At 43.1% G+C, this 26,428-nt stretch carries 24 protein-coding genes, 1 pseudogene and 1 other annotated feature; of the genes and pseudogenes, 21 read left to right on the forward strand and 4 right to left on the reverse strand.

Annotated features, from left to right (window positions below; translation table 11 throughout):
• Position 1: 1 nt before the first annotated feature.
• Together ACQYAD_RS15860 and pheA are read left to right on the forward strand one after the other, a co-directional pair.
• Complete coding sequence (locus tag ACQYAD_RS15860) at positions 2-457, forward strand: ACT domain-containing protein (RefSeq protein WP_430239635.1); 456 nt, start codon at positions 2-4, stop codon at positions 455-457.
• Positions 458-498: 41 nt separating this feature from the next.
• Entirely contained in the window at positions 499-1,356 is an 858-nt protein-coding gene (pheA, locus tag ACQYAD_RS15865; protein ID WP_430239636.1) for a prephenate dehydratase, read from the forward strand.
• A 216-nt stretch (positions 1,357-1,572) separates the two neighbouring features.
• Here pheA and ACQYAD_RS15870 read toward each other — a convergent pair whose 3' ends face one another.
• A complete protein-coding gene (locus ACQYAD_RS15870; RefSeq protein WP_430239638.1) occupies positions 1,573-2,115 on the reverse strand; it encodes a transcription repressor NadR in 543 nt (180 codons plus the stop codon).
• A gap of 294 nt (positions 2,116-2,409) precedes the next feature.
• Here ACQYAD_RS15870 and safA point away from each other — a divergent pair.
• The 10 genes and pseudogenes from safA to yajC form a co-directional block, all read left to right on the forward strand.
• Positions 2,410-2,563, forward strand: a pseudogene (gene safA, locus ACQYAD_RS15875) (SafA/ExsA family spore coat assembly protein); the annotation flags it as partial.
• A gap of 1,536 nt (positions 2,564-4,099) precedes the next feature.
• Entirely contained in the window at positions 4,100-5,083 is a 984-nt protein-coding gene (locus ACQYAD_RS15880) for a phosphotransferase (protein ID WP_430239640.1), read from the forward strand.
• 122 nt (positions 5,084-5,205) lie between these two features.
• Positions 5,206-5,865 (forward strand): YhcN/YlaJ family sporulation lipoprotein, encoded by a 660-nt coding sequence (locus tag ACQYAD_RS15885; RefSeq protein WP_430239641.1) that lies wholly within the window; start codon positions 5,206-5,208, stop codon positions 5,863-5,865.
• A 117-nt stretch (positions 5,866-5,982) separates the two neighbouring features.
• On the forward strand, positions 5,983-6,543 hold the full coding sequence (locus tag ACQYAD_RS15890) for a BofC C-terminal domain-containing protein (RefSeq protein ID WP_430239643.1): 561 nt from the start codon (positions 5,983-5,985) through the stop codon (positions 6,541-6,543).
• Positions 6,544-6,651: 108 nt separating this feature from the next.
• Positions 6,652-7,263 carry a Holliday junction branch migration protein RuvA gene (gene ruvA / locus ACQYAD_RS15895; RefSeq protein ID WP_430239645.1) on the forward strand — a complete coding sequence of 204 codons (612 nt, stop codon included), beginning with the start codon at positions 6,652-6,654 and terminating at the stop codon, positions 7,261-7,263.
• 10 nt (positions 7,264-7,273) lie between these two features.
• The gene (ruvB, locus tag ACQYAD_RS15900; RefSeq protein ID WP_430239646.1) at positions 7,274-8,275 is read left to right on the forward strand and encodes a Holliday junction branch migration DNA helicase RuvB; all 1,002 of its coding nucleotides are present in this window, start codon (positions 7,274-7,276) and stop codon (positions 8,273-8,275) included.
• On the forward strand, positions 8,272-8,478 hold the full coding sequence (locus tag ACQYAD_RS15905) for a DUF2905 domain-containing protein (protein WP_430239649.1): 207 nt from the start codon (positions 8,272-8,274) through the stop codon (positions 8,476-8,478). The genes ruvB and ACQYAD_RS15905 overlap by 4 nt, the downstream gene beginning before the upstream one ends.
• 23 nt (positions 8,479-8,501) lie before the next feature.
• Entirely contained in the window at positions 8,502-9,530 is a 1,029-nt protein-coding gene (queA, locus tag ACQYAD_RS15910; protein WP_430239651.1) for a tRNA preQ1(34) S-adenosylmethionine ribosyltransferase-isomerase QueA, read from the forward strand.
• Positions 9,531-9,557: 27 nt separating this feature from the next.
• Positions 9,558-10,697 (forward strand): tRNA guanosine(34) transglycosylase Tgt, encoded by a 1,140-nt coding sequence (gene tgt, locus ACQYAD_RS15915; protein WP_430239654.1) that lies wholly within the window; start codon positions 9,558-9,560, stop codon positions 10,695-10,697.
• Positions 10,698-10,727: 30 nt separating this feature from the next.
• The gene (yajC, locus tag ACQYAD_RS15920; protein WP_430239655.1) at positions 10,728-11,030 is read left to right on the forward strand and encodes a preprotein translocase subunit YajC; all 303 of its coding nucleotides are present in this window, start codon (positions 10,728-10,730) and stop codon (positions 11,028-11,030) included.
• 40 nt (positions 11,031-11,070) lie between these two features.
• Here yajC and ACQYAD_RS15925 read toward each other — a convergent pair whose 3' ends face one another.
• Complete coding sequence (locus tag ACQYAD_RS15925; protein WP_430239656.1) at positions 11,071-11,529, reverse strand: TIGR04086 family membrane protein; 459 nt, start codon at positions 11,527-11,529, stop codon at positions 11,071-11,073.
• A 153-nt stretch (positions 11,530-11,682) separates the two neighbouring features.
• On the opposite strand from ACQYAD_RS15925, the gene ACQYAD_RS15930 reads away from it, so the two are divergent.
• A complete protein-coding gene (locus ACQYAD_RS15930) occupies positions 11,683-12,342 on the forward strand; it encodes a DUF421 domain-containing protein (RefSeq protein ID WP_430239658.1) in 660 nt (219 codons plus the stop codon).
• Positions 12,343-12,389: 47 nt separating this feature from the next.
• Here ACQYAD_RS15930 and spoVB read toward each other — a convergent pair whose 3' ends face one another.
• A complete protein-coding gene (spoVB, locus tag ACQYAD_RS15935) occupies positions 12,390-13,952 on the reverse strand; it encodes a stage V sporulation protein B (protein WP_430239660.1) in 1,563 nt (520 codons plus the stop codon).
• 142 nt (positions 13,953-14,094) lie between these two features.
• Between spoVB and ACQYAD_RS15940 the strand changes: the two genes are divergently transcribed.
• From ACQYAD_RS15940 to dtd, 6 genes are all read left to right on the forward strand, one after another.
• The gene (locus ACQYAD_RS15940; protein ID WP_430239663.1) at positions 14,095-14,391 is read left to right on the forward strand and encodes a post-transcriptional regulator; all 297 of its coding nucleotides are present in this window, start codon (positions 14,095-14,097) and stop codon (positions 14,389-14,391) included.
• A gap of 110 nt (positions 14,392-14,501) precedes the next feature.
• Positions 14,502-16,766: a protein translocase subunit SecDF gene (secDF, locus tag ACQYAD_RS15945; protein WP_430239666.1), complete on the forward strand. Its 2,265-nt coding sequence runs from the start codon at positions 14,502-14,504 to the stop codon at positions 16,764-16,766.
• Positions 16,767-16,852: 86 nt separating this feature from the next.
• On the forward strand, positions 16,853-19,222 hold the full coding sequence (gene recJ, locus ACQYAD_RS15950) for a single-stranded-DNA-specific exonuclease RecJ (protein WP_430239668.1): 2,370 nt from the start codon (positions 16,853-16,855) through the stop codon (positions 19,220-19,222).
• Positions 19,213-19,725: an adenine phosphoribosyltransferase gene (locus tag ACQYAD_RS15955; RefSeq protein ID WP_430239670.1), complete on the forward strand. Its 513-nt coding sequence runs from the start codon at positions 19,213-19,215 to the stop codon at positions 19,723-19,725. Before recJ ends, ACQYAD_RS15955 begins: the two co-directional genes overlap by 10 nt.
• 300 nt (positions 19,726-20,025) lie before the next feature.
• On the forward strand, positions 20,026-22,221 hold the full coding sequence (locus tag ACQYAD_RS15960) for a RelA/SpoT family protein (RefSeq protein WP_430240007.1): 2,196 nt from the start codon (positions 20,026-20,028) through the stop codon (positions 22,219-22,221).
• A 16-nt stretch (positions 22,222-22,237) separates the two neighbouring features.
• Entirely contained in the window at positions 22,238-22,678 is a 441-nt protein-coding gene (gene dtd, locus ACQYAD_RS15965; RefSeq protein ID WP_430239672.1) for a D-aminoacyl-tRNA deacylase, read from the forward strand.
• Positions 22,679-22,703: 25 nt separating this feature from the next.
• On the opposite strand, the gene ACQYAD_RS15970 is transcribed toward dtd, so the two are convergent.
• On the reverse strand, positions 22,704-24,446 hold the full coding sequence (locus tag ACQYAD_RS15970) for an SH3 domain-containing protein (RefSeq protein WP_430239673.1): 1,743 nt from the start codon (positions 24,444-24,446) through the stop codon (positions 22,704-22,706).
• Positions 24,447-24,615: 169 nt separating this feature from the next.
• Here ACQYAD_RS15970 and ACQYAD_RS15975 point away from each other — a divergent pair, with 169 nt between their 5' ends.
• Both ACQYAD_RS15975 and hisS read left to right on the forward strand, forming a co-directional pair.
• On the forward strand, positions 24,616-24,792 hold the full coding sequence (locus tag ACQYAD_RS15975) for a hypothetical protein (RefSeq protein WP_430239675.1): 177 nt from the start codon (positions 24,616-24,618) through the stop codon (positions 24,790-24,792).
• 59 nt (positions 24,793-24,851) lie between these two features.
• Positions 24,852-25,092: a binding site (T-box leader), on the forward strand.
• A gap of 55 nt (positions 25,093-25,147) precedes the next feature.
• On the forward strand, positions 25,148-26,419 hold the full coding sequence (hisS, locus tag ACQYAD_RS15980) for a histidine--tRNA ligase (RefSeq protein WP_430239677.1): 1,272 nt from the start codon (positions 25,148-25,150) through the stop codon (positions 26,417-26,419).
• Positions 26,420-26,428 lie beyond the last annotated feature (9 nt).

Here is a 26,428-nt window from a genome sequence, read left to right on the forward strand (position 1 = left end):
GATGGGAACAGATCCATTCGATAAGAAGTTTTATTTGGTTCGGGAAGATGTTTTACCTGAAGCGATGAAAAAAACGCTTGAGGTAAAAGAATTGCTTGAAAGGGGAAAAGCCGAATCCGTTTGGGAGGCGGTTCATCGTGTTGACTTAAGCCGAAGCGCCTTCTACAAATACCGTGATACCGTTTTCCCATTTTCAACAATCCAAAAGGAACGGTTGATTACGCTTTTTTTTCACCTTGAGGATCGCTCTGGCACCCTTTCGCAGCTCTTAAGTGTCGTCGCGACATCTGGCTGCAATGTGCTAACCATCCACCAAACAATCCCGCTGCAAGGGCGGGCAAATGTAACGCTGTCATTGAACACATCCGATATCCGTATGGAAATTGATGATTTACTTGCAGAGCTCCGCAAACTCGAGTTTGTGGAGAAAGTGGAAGTGCTTGGGACAGGGGCATAGACAAACTAGTATCAGCTGTACCGGCAAAGGAGAGAGCAATAGTGAAAGTAGGTTATTTTGGCCCAAAGGCTACCTTTACCGAATTGGCGGTAAACCATTTTTTTCCTGATTTAGAGCACCAGCCCTACCGGACCATTCCCGACTGCATTGATGCAGCTGTCAATCAGGAAGTGGCATATGCCGTTGTTCCGGTAGAGAATGCCTTAGAAGGTTCGGTTCCAATTACGCTTGATTATTTAACGCGCGAAGTGGAAATTCCGATCATTGGCGAGATCACTGCACCAATCCGCCAGCACTTTATGGTGCATCCAGTGAATGGAGATGACTGGAAAGAGACAGAGAAAATTTACAGCCATTCGCATGCAATTGCACAATGCCATAAATTTTTACATAAATACTTTAAAGAAGCATCGATTGAAAGTGTGGCATCGACCGCTGCTGCAGCCATCATGGTAAAGGATCAGCCTGAAATGAAACTGGCGGCCATTGCCAATGAACAAGCAGCAAAGGAGTATGGTTTGACCATTGTTCAACGAGATATCCATGATTTTGATTATAACCATACTCGCTTTGTCATTCTTTCGAAGACGGACTTTGACCATGAATTGAAGCATGAAGGCTTTTTAGGTGATAAAACAACCATTATGGTGACCCTCCCTGACGACTATGCAGGAGCACTTCATCAAGTGTTATCTGCCTTTGCTTGGCGAAAAATCAATCTTTCCAAGATTGAATCGCGGCCGATGAAAACAGGGATTGGAAATTATTTCTTCATTATTGATCTTGATATGATGCTGGATGATGTATTAATTCCGGGAGCAATCGCGGAATTAGAGGCGCTCGGCTGCGGGGTAAAATTGCTGGGCAGCTATCCTTCGTACTTAATTGATTTTAAATAACACAAATGGAGCAACACGGCCAAAAGGGATGGATAGAAGCAAACATCAATTGCTTCTATCTTTTTTAGCTAATTTATATGGATAAATTCTGAACGGACGATGGACAGGACGTCCTAGTCAGGCGAGTGCCACAGGATGTGGCAGGTATACGAGCGTGGTAAATTCAACTACGCCTCTGTCTTCGTCCAAAGGACTCGCCAGTCGGCGAGTTTTCATTTATTCACTTTCTACTATGAAACCTGCATTCTTGAGAGCGATTTCTGCTTTAATTAGATTGTTTTCGCTGTTTGAGGTGATTGTATGCAAATGAAAGCCTTCTGTCAGTTCAGACAAATAGCTGGCTTTTGTCGCTTTGATTTTTTCCAAAAATTGCTTTACTTCTTGCCGGTTCGAAACCATAATGGATGCGGTAAGGTCGCCGTAGATCGGATGCTCAACCCGGACATCCTTGACGGTTACTCCATGGTCAACCAAAATAGTTAACTCTTTTTCCGTATCACGAGGCAAGTGCTTGCAAGCAATTGTTTTTTCAAATTGCGGCGGCGTTGATGCTTGCTGTAAATAAATATACCCTTGGCTTGTGGCAATGATCGGTTCATTTTTTGCTTTTAAGAGAGTGATGTCGCCGACGATCACTTGTCTGCTGACATTTGTTTGTTCTGCAAGTTCGCTTCCGGTAATTGGCGAGGGGCTGTTTTTTAGTTGTTGCAGGATCCATGCCCTTCTCTCATCCCCCAACAATTTTTTTGCTTCTGTCATTTATTGAAAACCTCCCACTATTCTTTACCTGCTTTTTATTCTACCATATCCCCGCCAAATTTTAAGAATTGCCTTTTAGTACAAAGTAAATCCAGCATATGGATAAGCGGTATGTACGCGGAGCTCCATCCATCCTATTTGTTATTTTTCATTCCACTCTATTCAAAGACTTGCAAGGAAAAAAGTCCGAATCATAAATGCGGAAAAAAAATCATAAGTTTTTGTGTAGATCATTAGCACTTTGCCCATTTTCACATACACTATATGGACTTATGCCATAGGAGGGAAATCAGAGTGAAGATCCATATCGTACAGAAAGGGGATACTCTTTGGAAGATCGCCAAGAAGTACGGCGTGAATTTTGAAGAGCTGAAAAAGATGAACTCACAGCTCAGCAACCCTGATATGATAATGCCCGGAATGAAAGTGAAAGTTCCTACATCTGGTGGGATGATTAAAAAAGAGGCACCAATGGGAACAAAACCGGGAACGGAAATCCATAAAGGGGTAAAAAAAGAAATACCGCTTGAGCACCCGTTTGCGAAAGAAAAGCCGATGCCTGCACCAATTGAAGAAGCTCCGGTAAAGGAAGTGCCTATATTAAAAGAAGCGCCAAAAGCACCATATACTCCTAAAATGCCTCTGCCAGTTATTCCTGAAATCGATATTAACAACTATTATATGATGAATATGGCGAATATGACAGTTCAGCCGCCGCCACAGCCACAGCCGCAGCTTCCGCCAAAACCGGTTAATATTCTTCCGGAAGTAAAAGAGGTTCCGAAAAAAGAAATGCCTCAGCCAGTTGTGGAAAAACCGCCTGTGGAATTGCCTCCACAAGCTGAACAGCCGGTTTGTCAAGATTATTGTGTACCTGTTACACCTGTTTTGCCTGGACCTGGTTTTTGTCCGCCAGAGTATCCACCGCAGCCCATGATGCCCATTCAGCAAGTTCCATATAACCCGGCCATCCCCTATGGGGTGATGCCAGAAGCACCTGTTCCAGCTCAACCTATTGCAGGTGCCTCATTCGTGCCGCCACAATACGAAGATGAATCTTCATCCTCGTTTATGCCGCAAATGCCCATCAATTCAATGGCTGGTGCGGTGCCAGGAACAGGAATGCAAGGCTATATGATGAACCCGCAAGGTATGCCAATGCAGGGAATGGAAGGTCAGTACCCAATGATGGACCCGCAAGGTATGCCAATGCAGGGAATGGAAGGGCAATATCCAATGATGAACCCGCAAGGTATGCCAATGCAGGGAATGGAAGGGCAATATCCAATGATGAACCCGCAAGGTATGCCAATGCAGGGAATGGAAGGGCAGTACCCAATGATGAACCCGCAAGGCATGCCAATGCAAGGAATGGAAGGTCAGTACCCAATGATGAACCCGCAAGGCATGCCAATGCAAGGGATGGAAGGTCAGTACCCAATGATGAACCCGCAAGGCATGCCAATGCAGGGAATGGAAGGTCAGTACCCAATGATGAACCCGCAAGGCATGCCAATGCAAGGGTATCCTGAATATCCTTCGGGCTACTCTACAGGCAGAGAGCCGGTTCAAAGGACGATGTATCCAACTCCATATGGCAGCCCGGGAATCGCTGCGCCATATGCACCAGCCGGCATGATGTATCCTTATGGCCAACCGACATATGGATATCCGCAAATGGGGACAATGTACCCTGGATACGGTATGGGTGTAGGCGAATACGAATCACCGGATATGGATTCTCCGGAAGTTGGAAGCCAGCCTTACCCATTACAAGGGCAAATTCCTGTCAGCACAGGCGGATTAGGTGATTGCGGCTGCTCAGCACCTGTACAGCCGAACTTTATCCCGCCGACACCGCCGATCTATTCAGCACCATACACAACACCAACCACCTTTGCCCAGCCGCCCTATATGAATCCATATGGAATGCCGCCGATGGGAACAGGATCTTATGCTATGCCGCGTTATGAAGCTGATGGCTATGAAGAGGAAGATGATTAACAATAACGGAGGCGATGATTATTCCAATCGTCTCCTTTCCTATTTAAACAGCCAATTTATTGAAAAAATAATAAGAATAGCGAAAATAAGGGACTATGTTTACATTGTTGAAACCGTTCAAAATAAATATGTAATAAAAGGCTATTCATCCTATAATAAATTAAGACTGCAAGAGGCTTTTACGGACACTTTAAAGAAAGAAGGATTCTTAAAAACCTATTCCTTTGTCCATCATCTCAGCAAAACGCCGCTGTCATTTGAAGGAAAATATTTTGGCTGCATGGACTACTTAGCTCCCGGCCGTAAATCATTTACGTTTTCAACCCATCGGAACCGATTGGATGGTTTGTCGGTAGTAGAGGAATTTCACCAAATTACAGGTTCCGTTGTGCCGCGTTATCAAACATTGCTGCCGTTCAATGATATTCAGGCAAAATGGGAGGATCGGCTGAAACAATTCGAGCAAAATTATTCTTTGCTGCAACGTTTTTTAAAAGAAAAATACCATCAAGAAATGGTTCAATGGGGAGAATGGGCGTTAAATGGCATGAAAAAATATGCCGATTCTTTTGTAAAAGAGCCCTACGTTGTTTTGCATGGAGATGTAGCACACCATAACTTTTTGCTTGACAAAAAAGGAAGATTAAATTTAATTGATTTTGATTTGATCAGCATTGGGCCGCCAGCGCTTGATTATCTGCAATATGCAAACCGGATACTGCCTTTTCTTGATTGGTCTTTAGCGGAGCTACATCGTTATCCGTCAATGATAACAGGTTTAAAACAGCCTGCATTTTTGTATGCGCTTGCTTATCCAGCAGATATTTTTCGTGAATGGAATCGGGTCATCCGGGAAAAATCCTATATGAATCCGGCACAGTTCCAGCAGGTGATCGAATTAACGTTTGATCAGTATTCGCTAAGGAGAAAAATGGTTGAAACGTTAATGAAAGTAGTGAAGTAAGGCTGTTAGTGGTGAATTAGCAGTGATGCAGCACAGTTGTAAATGAATGAAAACCATTCCCTCGATACATGCTACAATTGAGCAGATTTTATGCTCAGATTGAACCTGAGGGGGGGTTCGCATTGGCTCGAAAAATATGGATCATTCCAATCGTTGTTTTATTGGCAGCTGGGATAACGGGGTGTTCTGGAAATCAGCGTTCTGGTGCAAATGAACAGTATAACGATAATGCCAGGCCAATGGGATATTATTCAAATGAAAACCATCCGAAAAACCAATCCGGACTATGGAACGATAATGATGGTCCATTAACAGAAATGATGGATCACACTTTTGGTGCAGAAGGCCAACTGGCAAAGAATCAGCAAAGAAGGCAGCTGCAAACAAGGGATGAAAATGGAAATCCACCAAACCCTACGGTCCCTTTGGCCAGTCATGACCAAACTTTTTTCAAACGGGATAATCGCTTTAGTACAGGGGATGCAAATTACCATGGACAGTTAAATCAGAACATTGCCAACACCGGGTTTTCAACAGATCCGGCAACACATAAACAGCTGACAGACCAAGTTCGGCTAGCAGCAGAAAAAGTCCAAAATGTTCGAAAAGTTCGTTCGGTGATCTATGGTTCATCCGTGTTCATCTCTGTAGAACTGATGGATCAAGCGAAAGCAGCCGGGACAAAAAAAGCGATTCAAAAAGCGGTTTCACCATACGTGGATGGTCGCAATGTCGATGTCGTCACAGATGAAGGAACGTTTACCCGGATGAGAAGCCGATGAGCGAAATGGTTAAGCGGCCCACAAGGCCGCTTAATTTGTGTGCAGTAATCGTATGAACTTACAGAAAAAGGATAAACTACGAATAGAAATTCATTATTAGGAAAGCGGGGGATTCACATGAGTCATAATGCAGCAGTTCGTTCGGTTTGGATAGCAGCAATCGCTGTAAGTCTCTTCATGATCTTGCAAAGAGGACCTGAAGTCATGGCTGCAGGCTCTGTTAGCCAATCGGCAGCCGATCACCCCCAGCAGCAAGCAGAACCCATCAGTTTAAAAGTGGTTTTAGAGCGGGTTTACCTTGATGGCGAGATGAGTGAAGAAACGATTCAGGAGCCTGTTACCTCTTTAGCTGACTTTTGGGCAAAGTATGACCAATGGGAGCTTTTGAGTAGTAATGAAACTGCGCTTGTTTTTCGGAAGCAAGTTGACGATATCTCTCCTTTATCAAAAGCAAATGGCTATTTTGGGGTAACAGATAAGGGCATATTAACCATCTTTAATGGAAAGCCTGGCCAAGCGAGAATAATTCAATCTTTTTTTCAAATTGATATAAAAAAATTGGAGAGTTATAGGCAAAAAGAGCTTTTTAAAGGAATTCCAGTCAAAACAAAGGATCGGTACATAAAAGTATTGGAAACCTTTAAACCGTATTCCACTGGTGAAAAGCTGGGAAGATAATAAGATTTAAGCCAAGCAGAGCAAATCAGCTTGGTTTTTTACTATTTTCATTAAATATTGTATGTTAGAATGATATACAGCCATTTGTTTGAGGGAGAGAAGCAGACAGTGTATGAGTTTATTAAGGGAAAAGTTGAATTTGTTGGGCCTGAATACATTGTTGTTGAAAACAATGGCCTTGGATTTCAAATTGTAACGCCCAACCCCTTTGTCTATTCCAGCAAGGTTAGCCAAACGGTTGTGGTCTATACGTATCAATATGTCCGTGAAGACTTGATCGCCCTCTACGGTTTTTCCACAAGAGAAGAAAAAAGTCTGTTTATGAAGCTTTTAAGCGTTTCAGGAATCGGTCCAAAAGGGGCGCTTGCCATTCTTGCATCCGGCGATGTCGGGCAAGTCGTTCAAGCAATTGAAAACGAAGATGAAGCGTTCCTCATCAAATTCCCCGGTGTTGGGAAAAAAACTGCCAGACAAATGATTCTTGATTTAAAAGGGAAACTGCAAAACATTGTTCCGGATTTCTTTCCGAATTTATTTAATGCAAGCGAGATGACGGAGGCACCAACGGAAAGCTCAAAGGCGTTCGAAGAAGCGATCCTTGCGCTAAAAGCGCTCGGGTATACTGAGAAAGAAATCAAAAAGATTTCGCCTGATTTAAGGAAAGAAACATTGTCAACAGATCAATATATCAAAATGGCGTTGCAGCGCCTCTTAAAATAGGTGATGATTCATGGAAGACCGGATTATTTCAAATGAGGCAGATTTGAACGATCTGTCATTTGAGCAGAGCCTGCGGCCGCAAACCTTAAAGCAATATATTGGCCAGGAAAAAGTCAAAGCCAATTTAACTGTTTTTATTGAGGCGGCAAAGATGAGAAAGGAAACGCTGGATCATGTTCTTCTTTATGGTCCCCCGGGGCTTGGCAAAACAACATTGGCGACCATCATTGCCAATGAAATGGGCGTTCACATACGTACTACATCTGGACCTGCGATTGAACGTCCGGGCGACCTTGCTGCTGTGTTAACAGCCCTTGAGCCAGGGGATGTCTTATTTATTGACGAGATTCACCGTCTCCCAAGATCGATTGAGGAAGTTCTTTACCCGGCAATGGAAGATTTCTGCCTTGATATAGTAATCGGCAAAGGACCAAGTGCACGCTCTGTCCGTCTTGATTTGCCGCCATTTACGTTAATTGGTGCCACAACAAGAGCCGGTTCGATCTCCGCCCCGCTTCGTGATCGATTTGGTGTTTTGAGCCGGCTTGAGTATTATAAAGAAGAGCAATTAGCCGATATTGTTAAAAGAACAGCTGACTTATTGGCAATTGAAATCATGGATACAGCAGCAGCAGAAATCGCTAGAAGATCGCGGGGTACCCCGCGCATTGCCAACCGGCTATTAAGGAGAGTAAGGGATTTTGCCCAAGTAAAAGGTGATGGCAGGATTGATCTTTTTCTTGCGAACGAAGCGTTGGAGCTGCTTCAAGTAGACCGGCTTGGGCTTGATCATATCGATCACAAATTGTTAAAAGGCATTATGGAGAAATTTCGTGGCGGGCCGGTGGGGCTTGATACAATTGCGGCAACGATTGGTGAAGAGCGTGAAACCATCGAAGATGTTTATGAACCCTATTTGCTGCAAATCGGCTTTTTGCAGCGGACGCCAAGGGGCAGAATGGTAACCGAGCTTGCCTATCGCCATTTTCATATGGAGGTGCCAAAGACGTGACAGGATTATCAAAAATGCTTATGCTAATCGGTGCGCTTCTTTTTCTGGCTGGTTTCCTGATGTCTTTTTTGCATCTTGGAAAATTGCCGGGGGATTTCGTTAGTAAAAAGGGGAATACCACTTTTTATTTTCCGGTAGCTACCTCCATTATCATAAGTATACTCTTGTCAGTCGTTTTTTACTTTTTCAACCGGTTTCGCTAAAATCTAGATGGGGATGTCAGAAAATGAAAGTAGATTTGTTTGATTTTCACTTACCAGAGGAATTAATCGCTCAAGTTCCATTGAAAAACCGTGCTGATAGCCGGCTAATGGTTTTAGATAAACAAACAGGGGCCATACATCATACTGTTTTTAAAAATTGTAAGGATTTTTTGCGGGAAGGCGATTGCCTTGTGTTAAATGATACAAAGGTGTTGCCCGCAAGACTGTTTGGGATAAAAGACGATACCGGCGCAAAAATCGAGGTGCTGCTTTTAAAGCAGCTTGAAGGGGATCAATGGGAAACACTTGTAAAACCTGCAAAACGAGTAAAAGTGGGGACAAAGCTCAGCTTCGGTGATGGACTGCTGACCGCTGTATGTACGGATGAGGCCGATCATGGGGGCAGAACTTTAGAATTTCGATACGAGGGCATTTTTTATGAGGTGCTCGATCGATTAGGCGAAATGCCGCTTCCGCCCTACATAAAAGAACAGCTGGAGGATCGCGACCGCTATCAGACAGTCTATGCACGCGAACCCGGCTCTGCGGCTGCACCCACTGCAGGTCTTCATTTTACCGAAGCGCTTTTGGATGAGATTCGAAAAATGGGTGTGCATATAGTTTTTATTACCCTTCATGTTGGTTTAGGAACGTTTCGCCCGGTCAGTGTCGATGATGTCCTGGAACATGAAATGCATGCTGAATTTTACATGATGACTGAAGAAACAGCCCGCGTGTTGAACGATGTTCGAAACAGCGGCGGCAGGATCATTTCGGTTGGAACAACATCGACGAGAACACTTGAAACGATTGCAGCCCAAACCGATGGCGTTTTTACGGAAAGCAGCGGCTGGACAACTATTTTTATTTATCCTGGATATCAATTTAAAGCGATTGATGGCATGATCACGAACTTTCATTTGCCAAAGTCGACGTTGATCATGCTCGTTAGCGCTTTGGCAGGTAGAGAAAATATTTTGCATGCTTACAAAACTGCTGTACAGGAACAATATCGTTTTTTCAGCTTTGGCGATGCAATGCTGATCATTTAACCATGAATGTGGAAGGAGATACATTTTTTGACTGCCATACGTTATGAACTCATTAAAACGTGCAAACAAACGGGTGCCCGGCTTGGGATTGTCCATACACCGCACGGCTCTTTTGAAACACCGACATTTATGCCAGTAGGCACACTGGCAACGGTAAAAACGATGGCTCCCGAAGACTTAAAAGCAATGGGTGCTGGGATCATTTTAAGCAATACGTATCATTTATGGCTTCGTCCTGGTCATGAGATTATTCGCGAAGCTGGCGGTCTTCATAAGTTTATGAACTGGGATCGTGCGATTTTAACCGATTCAGGCGGTTTCCAAGTGTTTAGTTTAAGCGAATTCCGCAATATTCAAGAGGAAGGTGTTCACTTCCGCAACCATTTGAACGGAGACAAATTATTTTTGTCGCCGGAAAAAGCAATCGAAATTCAAAATGCACTTGGGTCTGATATCGCAATGGCGTTTGATGAGTGTCCGCCCTATCCCGCAACGTATGAATATATGAAGAAATCTGTCGAACGGACATCACGCTGGGCTGAGCGCTGTCTAAGCGCTCACAAGCGTCCGAATGACCAGGGAATCTTCGGGATCGTTCAAGGCGGGGAATACGAAGATCTTCGCAAACAAAGCGCCAAAGATCTCGTGTCGCTTGATTTTCCAGGGTATGCGGTCGGCGGGCTGTCAGTCGGCGAACCAAAGCACGTGATGAATCGTGTTCTTGAATTTACGACACCATTGCTTCCGGCAAACAAACCGCGCTATTTAATGGGTGTCGGATCACCGGATTCGTTGATTGATGGATCGATTCGCGGAATTGATATGTTTGACTGTGTTTTGCCAACAAGGATTGCCCGTAATGGCACCCTGATGACAAGCACAGGCAGACTTGTAGTGAAAAATGCAAAATATGCCCGCGATTTTGGACCGATTGATGAAAACTGCGATTGTTATACGTGCCGAAACTATAGCAGGGCTTATGTGCGCCACCTTATTCGCAGCGATGAAACATTCGGACTTCGGTTAACAACTTACCATAATCTCTATTTTCTGTTAAAATTAATGGAGCAAGTCAGACAAGCCATCAGAGAAGACCGGCTTGGCGATTTCAGAGAAGAATTTTTTGAGCGTTACGGCTTTAATCAGCCAAACGCAAAAAATTTCTAATAGATACCATTTTGAAAGGAGGGGAACAGAATGCAAAGTCTTGGCACGATATTGCCGCTTATCTTAATGTTTGTTTTGTTTTACTTTTTATTGATTCGCCCGCAGCAAAAACGTCAAAAATCCGTTCAGCAAATGCAAAGTGATCTGAAAAAAGGGGACAAAATTGTAACGATTGGCGGTTTACATGGATTCGTCGACTCGCTTGATGAAAATAAAATCGTCATTAAATGTGGAGATGGAAGCCGTTTAACGTATGACCGCTCCGCTGTGCGCGAAGTTCTAGAGTCAGCTCCAGCCCCAGCAGCAGCTGATAAGCTGGCAAAAAAGGAATAAAAAAAAGGAGGCCGCATGTTTTGCCGGCTTCCTTTGTTTGTTATGAGGATCTTTTGTTTGTAGATAGATTCACTCCAAGTATCCCGCCCATCATGGCGATGAGGATGTAGCAAATGTAGTAGATGAGCTGCTGAACGTCAAAGAAGCGGTCATAGCCTAAATATTGGAACAAAAAAACAATCAGCGTGTAGACCAGCCCGGTTAATCCCCCGATCAGCCACCCTTTTTGCTTTCCTTTTCCTCCGGATAAAAATCCGCCGCCAAACAACCCGATAAAAGACATGGCAGTTACAATGTATTGCAGCGAAGCTTCCTGTACAGAAGAAAATCGAAGAATAAGGGAAAAAATAAGACTGGATAGGGCTGCGAAAACAAAGATAAAAATGACCCCATACAGAACGGCTGTGCTCAAGCTTTTCGATTCGATGTTGCATTCCTCCTTCACTTTTGCCAAAAAGGCAGTTGTTTCAGCTGCTGTTTTACCCAAAGCCCATTTCAAAAAAAAAACAGCATTTTTCCTAGTACAAGCATATTCGGGGGATTGAAAAAATAGAAGAACATTTTCGTAAAGATACCGTCGGATGGAATAAATTGCTTGCTATCAGATTGCTTGTTTCGATCAACACTAGACATGAAAAGGGGCGACTGGACGATGGAGGAACATCTCATTATCGTTTTTCGGACGATTCTGCTATATGTCTTGATTCTTATTATTTTTCGGGTAATGGGAAAAAGGGAAATTGGCGAATTAAGCATCTTGGATCTCGTTGTATTTATCATGATTGCGGAAATGGCTGTTGTGGCCATTGAGGACACAAAGGACCCTCTTTTGCATACCATTTTGCCGATGCTGCTTTTAATGGTGATCCAAATTACCTTGGCATTGGCTTCGTTAAAAAGCAAACGATTTCGCGATTTCGTTGATGGCCAGCCGACGATTATCATCAACCGGGGAAAAATTGATGAAAAAGCAATGCGCAAGCAGCGCTACAATTTCGATGATTTGATGAGCCAACTTAGGGAAAAGGATATACGCAGCATTGCTGATGTCGAGTTTGCGATTTTAGAGTCGTCTGGAAAACTATCGGTTATCGAAAAAGAAAAAAACCAAAACATGACAGAAAAAAGCGGAGATATCACGATCCCGCTCATCATCGACGGTGCAGTCAACGAAGAAAATTTAAGAAGAATTGAGAAATCGAATTTTTGGTTAAGGCAAGAATTGAAAAAACGGGGATATAAAGAGATTAAAAAAATCTCTTTTTGCAGTTATGAGAACGGTCAGTTTTTTATCGACTTAATCGACGAATAAAAGACACGGATTCGATTGAAGATGCCGTGTCTTTTTGACTTTTAAAACTAGCGAAAAGCAAATTTCGAGAGTGGTTTTCCGATAAATGGGATCCGTTTCAGATCATCTTTCCTTAGCAGGCCGAGCAGCAAAAGAAGAACAAAATAGGAAATGGACATCAAGGAAACGGCTATAGTCACCCTGGTAAGTAGCATCTGATCGGTAAACAGATGGGCAAACGACCAATAACCAAGCCAGCCGGATACAATCATCACAAGGAAAGCCTTAACATATTCCCGGACATAAAAGGAGAAAGAGATTTTTTTTAATACAGTTGAAAAATGCAATAGCGTGACAAGGACAAATCCAACAACAATCCCCAAAGCAGCCCCATTGATGCCAAAAGAAGGCTGGGATGCAAGCAAAAACACGACAAGGGTTTTGACAACGGCGCCGATTAAGCTGTTAATCATCGCAGCCCGGGCAAGATTAAGGGCCTGTAAGACAGCCTGGAGTGGGCCTTGATAATAATAAAACAAAAAGAACGGTGCCATAAGACGGATAAACCCTGAGCCATTTTTAGATCCGTACATCAGCTGCATTAAAGGGTCTGCCAAAATATAAAGAACCACCACTGCAAGGCCGCCGCTTAAAAAAGCAAATTTCAGTGCTTGTTGAACACGATGCTCAATTAAACGGTGATTATTGCGGGAATTGGCTTCACTAATTGCGGGAACGAGTGAAGTTGCCAGCGAATAAGTGATAAAGGACGGCAGCATTAACAGCGGCATTGCATAACCGGTTAATGCCCCGTACTGTTTTGTGGCAGTGACGGCAGCTATTCCGGCAAGGGCCAGGCTGTTGGAGACGACGATTGGCTCAAAAAACCAGGCGAGAGAGCCAATTAGCCGGCTTCCGGTTGTCGGAATGGCAATTTCCATTAAATCGCGAAACGTTTTTTTTCCGGCATGAACGGACTTGAAAAAATTCTTGCGCAGTTTGAAGCGTTTTTTTAGCTTAAAGGTCGTCATGAGATACAGGAGGGAACTAAGTTCTCCGATTACCGTTGCAGCCATTGCAGCAGCAGCAGCAAATTCAATCCCATATGGAAGAAAGGCCTTCGTCATCACAGCAATGAGCGTGATGCGGATGGCCTGTTCGACAATTTGCGAAGCTGCGGACGGACGCATGTTCTGCCTGCCTTGAAAATAGCCGCGAAGCACGGAGGATACCGCAATAATCGGGATCACGGGCGCAATCGCTACAAGCGGATAATAGGTTCTCGGGTCGGTAAAAAGGGCCGTTGATAGAAATGGAGCAAGCAAAATAAGCGCAGGTGTAAACACAACTGATAACGCTAAAGTTGTCGCCAGCGAGACAACAAGAATTTTTTTAATTTCTGCATAATCACCTCTTGCTTCAGCTTCGGCAACGTTCTTGGAGATCGCAACCGGCAGGCCGAGCTGGGTGAGTGTGACAACAAGGCTAAAGGTCGGAAATGCCATCATATATAAACCCACACCCTCTTCACCGATGCTGCGGGCAATTACAATTCGGTTAATAAATCCAAGTACTCTTGTAATGAAACCGGCGATAAGCAAAATAAACGTTCCTCTTAAAAACTTCGACATTAACTTCCCTCCTTCTCAAAAAAGAAGAATTCATATACAATTAACTATATGCACAATAGTGGACAAAGCATGACAAGCAGGAAGATTTTTATCCGATAAGAACAAAAAGCGCAAGCAATTTATTCCAGGGAGGAACAGCCTTATGGGAGCAGAGCATGCCTATCATCATTTTCGCAGCCAGGTCAAGCCGGCATTATGGAGCAAATTGGATGAATTTCGTCTGCTTGGCTATGATGCGATTTCAGAAGCAGAAATTTGGGAATTTTTGGTTCGAAAAAAATGGAAAAAAGTTAAAGAAGAAGGAAAATTGCATGAAATCATCCAAGATATTTTGTCAATCAAAGTTAGTGATTACCTTTCCTATCGAACCATTGAAACATTTAAAACAACTGAATTTTCGATGGATAATGAGGAGGATTGGAAAGAGCTTTTGAAGTAGTGCTGCTGTCGGGGAAATTGACAGCCTTGTCAACTTATTTCATAATGGAACCAATGGCTTTTCGGATTTTGAAGGACTGGTTTTAGTAGCCTAAGGAGGAACTATACATAATGGTAAAACGCAGTAGAATCGTTGCTTTTATCCTCTTACTTCTCTTGGTGGGAAGTCTGCTCGGAACAACGACGAAAAATATCTTATCGAATTTGAAGCTCGGTTTGGATCTTCAAGGTGGTTTTGAAGTATTGTATGAAGTAAAACCGGCAAAAAAAGGTCAAAAAATTGACAAAGATACCCTCGCCGCAACGGCGCAAGCACTCGATAAACGGATTAACGTTCTGGGGGTTAGTGAACCGAACATTCAAATTGAAGGAAACAACCGGATACGTGTTCAGCTCGCCGGAGTAAACGATCAAAACAAGGCACGGGAAATTTTGTCGACCCAAGCCAATTTGTCTTTCCGAGATGCAAATGACCGGTTGATGATGGATGGAACAGATCTTGCGCAAAATGGAGCAAAGCAAACGTTTGACGAAAATGGGAAACCTAGTGTGTCATTAAAGCTGAAAAGTGCGGACAAATTCCGCAAAGTCACACAGGAAATCGTCAATATGACTCCAAACAATTTCCTCGTGATTTGGCTTGATTTTGAAAAAGGCAAAGACTCTTTTAAAAATGAAGCAATAAAGAAAAATCCAAAGTATTTATCGGCTCCAACCGTTAAACAAGTTTTTAACCAAGATACAGTATCGATTGTTGGAAACTTTACTGTTAAAGAAGCGCAAACGCTTGCCCAACTTTTAAATGCTGGTGCACTTCCAGTTCAATTGAAGGAAGTGTATTCAACTTCTGTCGGCGCGAAATTCGGTGAACAAGCATTAAATGATACCATTTTTGCCGGGATTGTCGGCGTAGCGATCATCTATTTGTTTATGTTGCTTTATTACCGGTTCCCGGGCTTTATTGCGATTCTTTCATTATCGATATACATTTATTTGATTTTGCTTGTTTTTGACTGGATGAACGGTGTGCTTACATTGCCGGGGATCGCCGCGATTATTCTCGGGGTCGGAATGGCGGTCGATGCGAACATAATTACCTATGAGCGGATAAAAGAAGAATTGAAGGTAGGAAAATCGGTTAAGTCTGCTTTTCAAGCGGGGGAGAAAAACGCATTTACTTCCATTTTGGATTCGAACTTAACGACGATTTTGACAGCGGCCGTTTTGTTTGCTTATGGGACAAGCTCTGTTAAAGGATTTGCAACAATGCTGATTGTCAGTATTTTAATGAGCTTTCTTACGGCCGTTTATGGGTCGCGCCTTTTGCTCGGTCTTTGGGTTCACAGCGGCTTTTTAAACAAAAAGAAAAGCTGGTTTGGCGTCCGTGCCGATCGGATTCACAGCCTTGATAAAAATATTGATACGCTGGATTTGCCAACCCGCTTTGACAAAATAGATTTTATGAAAAATCGTAACAAATTTTTTATATTATCCGGCACTTTACTTGGAATTGGCTTAATCGTGCTGCTTGTTTTCCGTTTGAATTTGGCGATTGATTTTTCAAGTGGTACACGGGTAGAGGTATTGTCGAAATCGCCGCTCTCGGTACAGCAATTGCAAACTGCCTTTACTAAACAAAATCTAAAGACAGATGACATTGTAATTTCCGGTAATAAAAAGGATATTGGTGTTGCGCGTTTAAAAGGTGTACTAACGAAAAATGAGATTGCCGATTTAAAGGCGAATTTTAAAAAGGAATTTGGCAATGAGCCAAATGTCAGCACCGTTTCGCCAACAATTGGCAAGGAGCTTGCCAAAAATGCAATTAAGGCGATTCTGATCGCGTCAGTGGGAATCATTATTTATGTCACGATTCGCTTTGAACTTTCAATGGCGATTGCCGCGATCGCTTCATTGCTTCATGATGCCTTCTTTATGGTTGCGTTCTTCAGTATTACCCGCTTGGAGGTCGATTTGACATTTATTGCCGCGGTGCTGACGATTGTCGGATATTCCATTAATGATACGATTGTCACCTTTGACCGGATGAGGGAAAACATGCATAAGAAGAAGCGTTTGAAAACCTTCCAGGATATTATGGATGTCGTCAATGTGAGTATCCGCCAGACTTTAACACGCTCGTTGAATACGGTATTTACTGTTTTAATAACAGTAGTGGCATTATTGATATTTGGAAGTGAAGCGATTCGCAATTTCTCGATTGCCTTGCTCGTTGGATTGGTAGTCGGAGTCTACTCCTCAATCTTTATTGCAGCATCGCTTTGGGTCGTTTTAAAGGGGAAAGAGCTGAAGAAAAAAGGAGTAATCCGAACGGTAAAAGAAAAGAAACGCTATTCGGATCAGCCGCAAGTATAACCGCAGATTTCTGCGGTTTTTCTTTTGATTGAATCACTTCTGCAGCTCCTGTATAATTAGGTAAGTTGAAGGGGTGACACGGAAAAATGCTAGCAGCCAAAACGCGATGGAAGATGAAACCGTTCGATCAAGAAAAGATTCATTCACTTGTTAATGAAATGAAAATGACCCCTTTTGTTGCTTCTATGCTTGTCAATCGAGGGATAAATACCGTTGAAGCTGCACGGTATTTTTTGTTTGGAGAAAATGAATTTCATGACCCTTTTTTATTCCAGGGAATGGACAAAGCTGTTGCAAGAATTCAAGCAGCCATTCAAAAGCAAGAGGCAATTTTGATTTTTGGCGACTACGATGCCGATGGTGTCAGCAGTACAACGGTTTTAATGAGAACCTTAAACGATTTAGGTGCAAACGTGCAATTTTATATTCCGAACCGCTTCACTGAAGGCTATGGACCAAACGAAAAGGCGTTTAGAGAGGCGGCTGCAAAAGGGATTGCCTTGTTGATTACAGTTGATACCGGTATTGCTGCCGTACACGAAGCCCAGGTGGCAAAAGAATTAGGTATGGATTTGATCATTACCGACCACCACGAACCTGGACCGGTTTTACCTGATGCTTTTACGCTGATTCATCCAAAAATACCGGGAAGCACGTATCCATTTCGCGACCTCGCCGGTGTTGGAGTTGCCTTTAAACTTGCCCATGCATTATATGGCAGAGTTCCGGAACATTTGTTGGAAATAGCCGTTATCGGTACGATTGCTGACCTTGTCCCATTAAAAGGGGAAAACCGCTTGATTGCCAAACGGGGATTGGAAAAATTGAAATCAACCGCGAACTTAGGTTTGAGGGCTATTCTCAAACTTGCTGGAGCAAATCCAAAGTCAATTGACGAAGAAACGGTCGGTTTTACGCTTGCACCGAGGATTAATGCTGTCGGCCGGCTTGAAGACGCTGATCTTGCTGTTCACTTGCTTTTGACAGACGACCAGGATGAAGCCGAAGCATTGGCACACCAGATGGAGAGTTTGAACAAAGAACGGCAACAATTGGTAGCCGCAATGACAGAAGAAGCGGTAGAAGAAGTGGAGAAAAATTTCCCTGCTGCTCAAAACCGGGTTCTTGTTGTTGGAAAGGAAAACTGGAATGCCGGCGTCATTGGGATTGTTGCCTCAAAATTAGTTGAAAAATATTACCGGCCGGCGATTGTCCTTAGTATTGACCGCGAAAAAGGAGTGGCAAAAGGTTCAGCGCGCAGCATCCCAGGATTTGACCTTTTTAAAAATTTATCAGAGTGCCGTGATCTTCTGCCGCATTTCGGCGGGCACCCGATGGCAGCCGGGATGACCATGAATCTAGCGGATGTTTCAGAGCTTCGCGATCGTTTAAACCAGCAGGCAATGGAGCATTTGACAGCGGAAGACCTGATTCCGATAACGATGCTTGATGCCGAGATGGAACTAGCGGACATTGATTTAGCGTTGATTGAGGAAGTGAACTTGCTTGCGCCTTTCGGGGTAGAAAATCCAAAACCGAAAATCATAATCAAAGATACGGCGATTTCATCAATTCGGAAAATCGGAGCAAACCAGACCCATTTAAAATTAACGATTTCTGAAAATGGAGCAAATCTCGATGGCGTTGGATTCGGATTGGGTGCACTGGCTGATCAAATCTCCCCAATGGCAAAGATTTCGCTTATGGGGCAACTTGCCATTAATGAATGGAACAATATCCGCAAGCCGCAAATTTTTATTCAGGATTTGGCCGTACAAGATTGGCAGTTGTTTGATTATCGCGGAGGAATGCGGATGAATAGCATTTTTCAATCAGTGCCGAATGAAAAGCGCAAGTGGATTGTGTTTCAAGAAAGTTTAATGGAAGAACTAAAGAAAAAACTGCTGACAGACGATGAAGTGCTTTTGATTCAATCGGCAGAAGTGGCGAAGGATGCTGATCTTGACGGAGCGAATGCCGTAATTGTTGACCTTCCGCCGGCAAGGGTGTTTCTGTCCGAATTGTTCACCGGTAAAAAACCAGCAAGAATTTATGCTTGGTTTTATAAAGAAAACAGTGACTTTTTCAGCACTTTTCCAACCCGAGACCATTTTAAATGGTTTTACGGATTGCTGCTGAAAAAAGGGCCGATTGATCTCAATCGATATGGCGATATGCTTGCTAAAAAACGGGGCTGGAGTAAGGAAACGATTTTCTTTATGTCACAGGTGTTTTCTGAACTTGATTTTGTTACAATAAACAATGGATTCGTCACCATAAAAAGACAAGCGCAAAAGCGCGACTTAACTGACTCGCAAACCTATCGGAAAAAACAAGAGCAGTACGCAGTTGAAAGCGAATTGCTGTTTTCACCGTACCAGCAATTAAAGGCTTGGTTCGATCAAGCCATGCAAGGGTCAGTTAAAGTTGAGGAGGCAATGGAAGAATGGACTTAAAGCAGTATGTAACAATCGTACAAGACTGGCCAAAACCAGGCATAAAATTTAAAGATATTACAACATTGATGGATAATGGACAAGCATATAAATATGCGACAGATCAAATTGTTCAATATGCCAAAGAAAAGAAAATCGAAATTGTCGTAGGTCCGGAAGCGCGCGGGTTCATCATTGGCTGCCCGGTTGCTTATTCGCTTGAAGTGGGCTTTGCACCAGTAAGGAAAGAAGGAAAACTTCCACGGGAAACAATTAAAGTTAACTATGGTTTGGAATACGGCAGCGATGTTTTAACGATTCACAAGGATGCCATTAAACCGGGACAGCGCGTACTCATCACGGATGATTTGCTTGCGACCGGCGGAACGATCGAAGCAACCATTAAGCTTGTCGAGGAATTGGGCGGTATCGTTGCAGGTATTGCCTTCCTAATTGAATTAACATACCTTGAAGGAAGAGAAAAACTAAACGGCTACGATGTTTTGACACTGATGCAGTTTTAAAAGAAAGAGAGTGTCCGGTCTTTCTAGGATTCGGACCTCTCTTCTTTCTTTTTCATGCTTTTTTCAGCAAAACATACAGCTTTCGACAAATTTTTCAAATTTCCTGAAAAAATAGTAGCCAATCCCTTTACATCTAGGTTTTTTTTTTCGATAATAGAAACAACATACTTTTTTGGCATAAAGGAGCACTCAAACGTGCATCCATCTTAATGGAGGCTCCTGAACAAACCGGAAAGCGAGTGCCTTTCGCGGAAATGAACCGCAGAATATAAATAAATGAAAAAACCAAAGGTGATTTTAATGGCGAATGATCAATTGTTAACCGCCGAGCAAGTCATCGACAAGACGAGAGCATATTTAAACGATGAAAATGTGGAACTGGTGAAAAAAGCCTATCACTATGCTGAGCAGGCTCATCGTGATCAATATAGAAAATCGGGTGAACCGTATATTATTCACCCCATCCAGGTTGCCGGGATTCTTGCGGATTTGCAAATGGACCCGGCTACGGTTGCAGCTGGTTTTCTCCATGATGTTGTTGAGGATACAAGCGTTACATTGCAAGATTTAGAAGAGGTCTTCAACAGCGAAGTGGCTATGCTTGTCGACGGAGTGACAAAGTTAGGCAAAATTAAATACAAATCCCATGAGGAGCAACAAGCTGAAAATCACCGGAAAATGTTTGTGGCAATGGCACAGGATATCCGGGTTATTTTAATCAAGCTTGCTGACCGCCTCCATAATATGCGTACGTTAAAACATCTTCCGTATGAAAAACAACGGAGAATTGCCAATGAAACGCTTGAAATTTTTGCTCCATTGGCCCATCGACTTGGGATTTCCAAAATCAAGTGGGAATTGGAAGATACTGCATTAAGGTATTTAAATCCCCAGCAATACTACCGGATTGTAAACTTGATGAAGAAAAAGCGAGCCGAGAGGGAGCAATACTTGGAAGACGTGATTGTGGAAGTGCGCAGCCGATTGGACGAGGTGTCCATAAAAGCAGAACTCTCGGGGCGTCCAAAGCATATTTACAGCATTTATCGCAAAATGGCGCTGCAAAATAAACAATTTAACGAAATCTATGATCTTCTGGCTGTCCGAATTGTCGTTAACAGCATTAAAGATTGCTATGCTGTTTTAGGAATTATTCATACATGTTGGAAACCAATGCCGGGGCGATTTAAAGATTACATTGCCATGCCGAAACCAAATATGTACCAATCGCTCCATACAACGGTTATCGGTCCGAAAGGTGACCCGCTTGAGGTGCAGATTCGCACATTTGAAATGCACCGGATCGCTGAATTCGGGATTGCTGCCCACTGGGCATACAAAGAAGGAAAAAGTTTGGCTGAAAGCTCTTCCTATGAACAAAAACTGACGTGGTTTCGTGAAATCCTGGAATTCCAAAATGAGACGGCCAATGCTGAAGAGTTTATGGAATCACTGAAAATCGATCTTTTTTCGGATATGGTTTTTATCTTTACCCCAAAAGGCGATGTGATCGAGCTTCCTTCCGGCTCCGTTCCGATCGATTTTGCCTATCGGATTCATTCGGAAATTGGCAATAAAACGATCGGTGCTAAAGTCAATGGCAAGATGGTTACCCTTGATTACAAACTGAAAACCGGGGACATTGTTGAAATCTTAACGTCCAAACATTCGTATGGACCAAGTCAGGATTGGCTAAAACTTGCGCAAACTTCCCAAGCAAAAAATAAGATTCGTCAGTTTTTCAAAAAACAACGGCGTGAAGAAAATATTGAAAAAGGCCGAGAATTGGTTGAAAAAGAAATTCGGGCAATGGAGTTTGATGCAAAAGAGATTTTAACGGCTGAAAATATGAAAAAAGTTGCCGAAAAATTTAATTTTATGAATGAAGAGGATATGTTTGCTGCTGTTGGCTACAGCGGGGTAACCGCACTGCAAGTTGCCAACCGGTTAACGGAGAAGTGGCGGAAGAAGCGCGATCAGGAGCAATCAGCGACGATTGTTAATAAAATTAGCGAATTAAAATCGTTTCCTCCATCGAAGAAACGCGATTCTGGCGTTCAAGTTTCCGGAATTGACAACTTGCTTATTCGGTTATCGAAGTGCTGCAATCCTGTTCCTGGAGATGAAATTGTCGGATTTATCACAAAAGGCCGAGGCGTATCGGTTCATCGCGCCGATTGTCCGAACATTGACACAAGTGAAGCGCAGACAAGGCTGATTGCGGTTCAATGGGAATCTTCTTTAAATGATCGGAAGGAATACAATGTCGATATTGAAATAAACGGTTATGACCGGCGCGGGCTTCTAAATGAAGTGCTCCAAGCGGTGAATGAAACAAAGACCGATATTTCGGCTGTATCCGGGAAATCTGATCGCAATAAAATGGCAACGATCAATATGTCCATTGCCATCCATAATGTCAGCCATTTACAAAAAGTGGTTGAGAGGATCAAGCAAATACCGGACATTTACTCTGTGCGCAGAGTGATGAATTAATAAGGAGCAAGAAAGAATGCGAGTAGTTGTACAGCGAAGCAAACAGGCAAAGGTGACTGTCGCGGGGGAAATCACCGGTGAAATTACGAGCGGACTTGTGCTGTTAGTCGGTGTAACCCATGAGGACACAAAGGATGATGCTGCCTATTTGGCTGACAAAATTGTGAATTTGCGCATCTTTGAGGATGCGTCAGAAAAAATGAATCATTCGCTGCTGGATGTTGGCGGACAAATTCTTTCGATTTCCCAGTTTACGTTGTACGGCGACTGTCGAAAAGGAAGAAGACCCAATTTTATGGAGGCAGCAAGACCGGATCATGCAGAGGAACTTTATAAGGCCTTTAATCAGCTTTTGCGAGAAAAGGGTGTACACGTCGAGACAGGTGTTTTTGGGGCGATGATGGAGGTCAGTTTAGTAAATGACGGCCCCGTCACCTTAATCGTAGAAAGCAAGTAAAAAAGCTAGGCAATAGCCTAGCTTTTTATTGTCCTTTAAAATATCGGGCGAGTCCGTTGTATATGCCGGTTGCTGCGTTTTCCTGAAATTGTTTTGAATTAAGTGTCATTTCCTCTTCGGGATTGCTTAAGTAACCAAGTTCAATCAATGTTGCTTTTCGCGGATTTTCCCGGATTACATGAAAATCTCCAAAACGCACACCCCTGTTTTTAAGTCCTGTTTCCCCGTTTACACCCGCCAAAACAGCCTTTGCAAGCGGCTTTTGGTAGCCATAATAATAATAGCCAGTTTCGCCGCGGACACTGCGGTCTAAATTGCTATCATAATGAAGACTGATAAAGGCATCCGCTTGTTGAAACCGTGCCGTACTCACCCGGGACGGGAGTGAAACATATTCATCACTTGTTCGAGTCAGAATGACGTTTGCACCTGCTGCCTTTAGTTTGTCATAGACAAGGTTTGCTGTTCGTAATGCCAAGTTTTTTTCAAGGGTTCCACCCGAACCGGTTGTACCTGTGTCCTCACCGCCATGTCCTGGATCCAGGACGATGGTTTTGTTTTTTAAATAGCTTTCAACGCCCTGTCTCTCTATTTTTGGAGCTGAACCGTTTACCGATACAATCCACCCGGCCACATACGCTTTTGTGCCGTCCTTGAGCTTTATTTCATACCATTCATTTTCTATCTTTGTTACGGTAAATTGATCCCCTTCCTTTGCCCGGTAGATTACATCTGCCTGCAAACTTGGAGAGTTTCTTACGTTCGTGCCATTTTGCAAAATCGTAACGGTCGATTCCTTTACCGCTTGACCGGTTGAAGTAGCATTTTTAGCAGCTGATTTATCGAGATATAAACTTGAAATCCAGCCGTAGCTTCCAGGTGCATACTCAATTTTTGCCCAGTTGTTTACTTCGGCAAGAATTGAATAATGCTGACCTTTGTTTACAGTACCCACAATGCTGCCATTCAATGAAGCTTGATCGCGAATATGTAAGCCATTGGCAGATACGGTGCCAATGATTCCACTTAAATCATTGCTATTCTGATTTTTTTTGTCACCAAGGTCGACAAATTGAGCGCTGACCCATGCGGTTTTTCCTTGAAAACGAAATTCCAGCCAATCGCCTTTTTGGGATAATACCTGGATGGCTGTTCCTTTAGCGAGCTTTCCGAGAATTTTAGCGGAAGGCGAGGCATCGCTTCGCGTATTGACATTGTCACCATTTATCATTCCGGTTGTTTTCAAAGAACTTTGATTTTTTGGAGCACTGTTTAAATGTAAAAACGTTGCCGCAACCCAGCCATCTCCGAAAGAGGATGATACTTTGATCCAGCTTTCATTTTTATCGAGAACATTGACCACTTGTCCTTTAGCTAGGTAGCCGATAATTTGGAAGTTGGTTCCAGGACCTGAACGCACCCGTAAATTGTCTGTATTGCTGACCGCGGAATTCCCGCTTAAGCTTTGTTTATTTGTTGCTTGATTCCCGCTTGCTTTACGAATAAGCCAATTTGCCACCCAGCCTGTTTCCCCGTTTGAAAGCTTGATCTGTGTCCAATCATTGCTTTCTTTAACAATTGCATACTCATCGCCTTTTTTTAATTGAGTAATCAATGGATAACTCAAGCTAGGCCCTTGGCGAACGTTCACGGAATCTGCCGCGATCGTAACAGTTCCTGCGGCTTTCGCCTTGCCTGTGGCATTTGAATAAAAAGAACTGAATGCCAAAGCAATCATTAAGAACAATATTCCTGCTTTTTTCCCCATCTGCATCTCCTTTACCTTTTTGCCCTTATTTTAACGCAAAACGAGCTGAAAATCATTCCTTTGTTGGGAAAATGGGTCAGTTTTCCTAACAATCTAAATTTGAATGCAAGTTTTATTACAATTTTGTTCACAATAATGGTAGAGGATTAGTATGGAAAGGTGGATCAGTATGCGTTCAAGTGAAAAAGGTGTGATCACACAATCAGCGGGAAACCGATTATTTGGTGTTGATTTTCATGATTTTGTTGAAAAAGAACAAAATACAAGTATGTTTGAACTGGCTTCGGAATTTGGACTGACCATGAATGATGTAAAAAAATTAAAAAAGTACCTGGATAGATCCTAAATAGTCTTGACATTCAAAAAAATGCTCCGTATTATTATATAATTAAAATGACCATATTTTAAAAACCAATGATGGAGCATAGTAATTAAGGTATCCTGCGTGCTTAGAGAGGAATTGCCCTGGGCTGAAAGCAATTCCCATGTCGTCTTAATGAAAGAACACTCCGAAGGTTTCTTTCTGAAAGAAATTTTCAAGTAGGAATGAACGTGTACAGGCGTTAACTGGAAAGAGGAAAAGCGGTTTTTCTTCGCTTTTCAACTAGGGTGGCACCACGGGAATATCACAACTCTCGTCCCTTGTTTTTTAACAAGGGATGGGAGTTTTTTTATTGAAAAAAATGAAGGAGGAATCCCCATTGTCTATTAGCATTCCTAGGGGCACACAAGACATCTTGCCAGGTGAGGTGGAAAAATGGCAGCTGATTGAAAACAAAGCAAGGGAGCTTTGTCAAAGATATCAATATCATGAAATTCGCACCCCGATTTTTGAACATACAGAATTATTTTTACGCGGGGTGGGCGATACGACCGATATTGTCCAAAAAGAAATGTATACTTTTATCGATAAAGGCGATCGCAGCTTAACACTTCGGCCGGAAGGAACAGCATCGACGGTTCGCGCTTTTGTTGAGAAGAAACTGTTTGGGTTGCCTTCCCAACCTGTAAAGCTCTTTTATATGGGGCCGATGTTCCGGTATGAACGTCCGCAGGCAGGGCGCTTCCGCCAATTTGTTCAATTCGGTGTTGAAGCATTGGGAAGCGATGATCCAGCCATTGATGCCGAGGTCATTTCGCTCGCAATGAATCTATACAAAGAAGTTGGCTTGGAACGATTGAAATTGGTGATCAACAGTCTTGGTGACAAAGAAAGCCGCAATGCTCACCGCGAAGCGCTCGTAAATCATTTTCGGCCGCGAATTGGCGAATTTTGCAGCGATTGCCAAGGCCGCTTGGAAAAAAACCCGCTCAGAATTTTGGATTGTAAAAAAGACCGCGATCATGAATTAATGAAAATGGCTCCATCGATTATTGATTATTTAAACGAGTATTCTCGAAATTATTTTGAAAAGCTTCAGTATTATTTAGGATTGCTGGATATTCCGTTTGAAGTCGATCCCAACCTTGTGCGTGGTCTCGATTATTACAATCACACGGCATTTGAAATTATGAGTGATGCAGAAGGTTTTGGTGCAATCACGACGTTGTGTGGCGGCGGACGCTACAATGGGCTGACAGAAGAAATCGGCGGTCCGGAAACGCCGGGGATTGGGTTTGCGTTAAGTATTGAACGCATGCTAGCTGCGATTGAAGCGGAAGGAGTCCAGCTTGGTGTCGCTCAAGGAATCGATTGTTTCCTTGTTGCACTGGGCGATGCAGCCAAAGATTACACGGTAGGATTGCTGCAGCAGCTTCGAAACGCTGGGCTTTCGGCAGAGCGGGATTATCTAAACCGCAAAGTAAAAGCCCAGTTTAAAGCAGCAGATCGCTTGAATGCGAAATATGTAGCAGTGTTAGGTGACGAAGAGTTAAGCAACAATAAAATCACAGTGAAAAAGATGGAAACGGGAGACCAAGTTGAAATCGGACTTGATTCATTCGTGTCCTATTTGCTGGAAGGACAGAAATAAGGGGGATCC

The sequence above is a fragment of the Neobacillus sp. SM06 genome, assembly GCF_050496765.1.
Classification (GTDB): Bacteria; Bacillota; Bacilli; order Bacillales; family Cytobacillaceae; genus JAEVLT01.

Bases quoted from the DNA above. Each gene is read 5' to 3' on its own strand.
- queA (WP_430239651.1), top strand. From the start codon at position 8,502: ATGAAAGTAGATTTGTTTGATTTTCACTTACCAGAGGAATTAATCGCT.
- ACQYAD_RS15890 (WP_430239643.1), top strand. From the start codon at position 5,983: ATGAGTCATAATGCAGCAGTTCGTTCGGTTTGGATAGCAGCAATCGCT.
- ACQYAD_RS15975 (WP_430239675.1), top strand. From the start codon at position 24,616: ATGCGTTCAAGTGAAAAAGGTGTGATCACACAATCAGCGGGAAACCGA.
- ruvB (WP_430239646.1), top strand. From the start codon at position 7,274: ATGGAAGACCGGATTATTTCAAATGAGGCAGATTTGAACGATCTGTCA.
- ACQYAD_RS15940 (WP_430239663.1), top strand. From the start codon at position 14,095: ATGGGAGCAGAGCATGCCTATCATCATTTTCGCAGCCAGGTCAAGCCG.
- ACQYAD_RS15960 (WP_430240007.1), top strand. From the start codon at position 20,026: ATGGCGAATGATCAATTGTTAACCGCCGAGCAAGTCATCGACAAGACG.
- ACQYAD_RS15930 (WP_430239658.1), top strand. From the start codon at position 11,683: ATGGAGGAACATCTCATTATCGTTTTTCGGACGATTCTGCTATATGTC.
- ACQYAD_RS15870 (WP_430239638.1), bottom strand. From the start codon at position 2,115: ATGACAGAAGCAAAAAAATTGTTGGGGGATGAGAGAAGGGCATGGATC.
- dtd (WP_430239672.1), top strand. From the start codon at position 22,238: ATGCGAGTAGTTGTACAGCGAAGCAAACAGGCAAAGGTGACTGTCGCG.
- recJ (WP_430239668.1), top strand. From the start codon at position 16,853: ATGCTAGCAGCCAAAACGCGATGGAAGATGAAACCGTTCGATCAAGAA.
- ACQYAD_RS15970 (WP_430239673.1), bottom strand. From the start codon at position 24,446: ATGGGGAAAAAAGCAGGAATATTGTTCTTAATGATTGCTTTGGCATTC.
- secDF (WP_430239666.1), top strand. From the start codon at position 14,502: ATGGTAAAACGCAGTAGAATCGTTGCTTTTATCCTCTTACTTCTCTTG.
- ACQYAD_RS15955 (WP_430239670.1), top strand. From the start codon at position 19,213: ATGGACTTAAAGCAGTATGTAACAATCGTACAAGACTGGCCAAAACCA.
- spoVB (WP_430239660.1), bottom strand. From the start codon at position 13,952: ATGTCGAAGTTTTTAAGAGGAACGTTTATTTTGCTTATCGCCGGTTTC.
- ACQYAD_RS15860 (WP_430239635.1), top strand. From the start codon at position 2: ATGGGAACAGATCCATTCGATAAGAAGTTTTATTTGGTTCGGGAAGAT.
- yajC (WP_430239655.1), top strand. From the start codon at position 10,728: ATGCAAAGTCTTGGCACGATATTGCCGCTTATCTTAATGTTTGTTTTG.
- ACQYAD_RS15880 (WP_430239640.1), top strand. From the start codon at position 4,100: ATGAAGAGGAAGATGATTAACAATAACGGAGGCGATGATTATTCCAAT.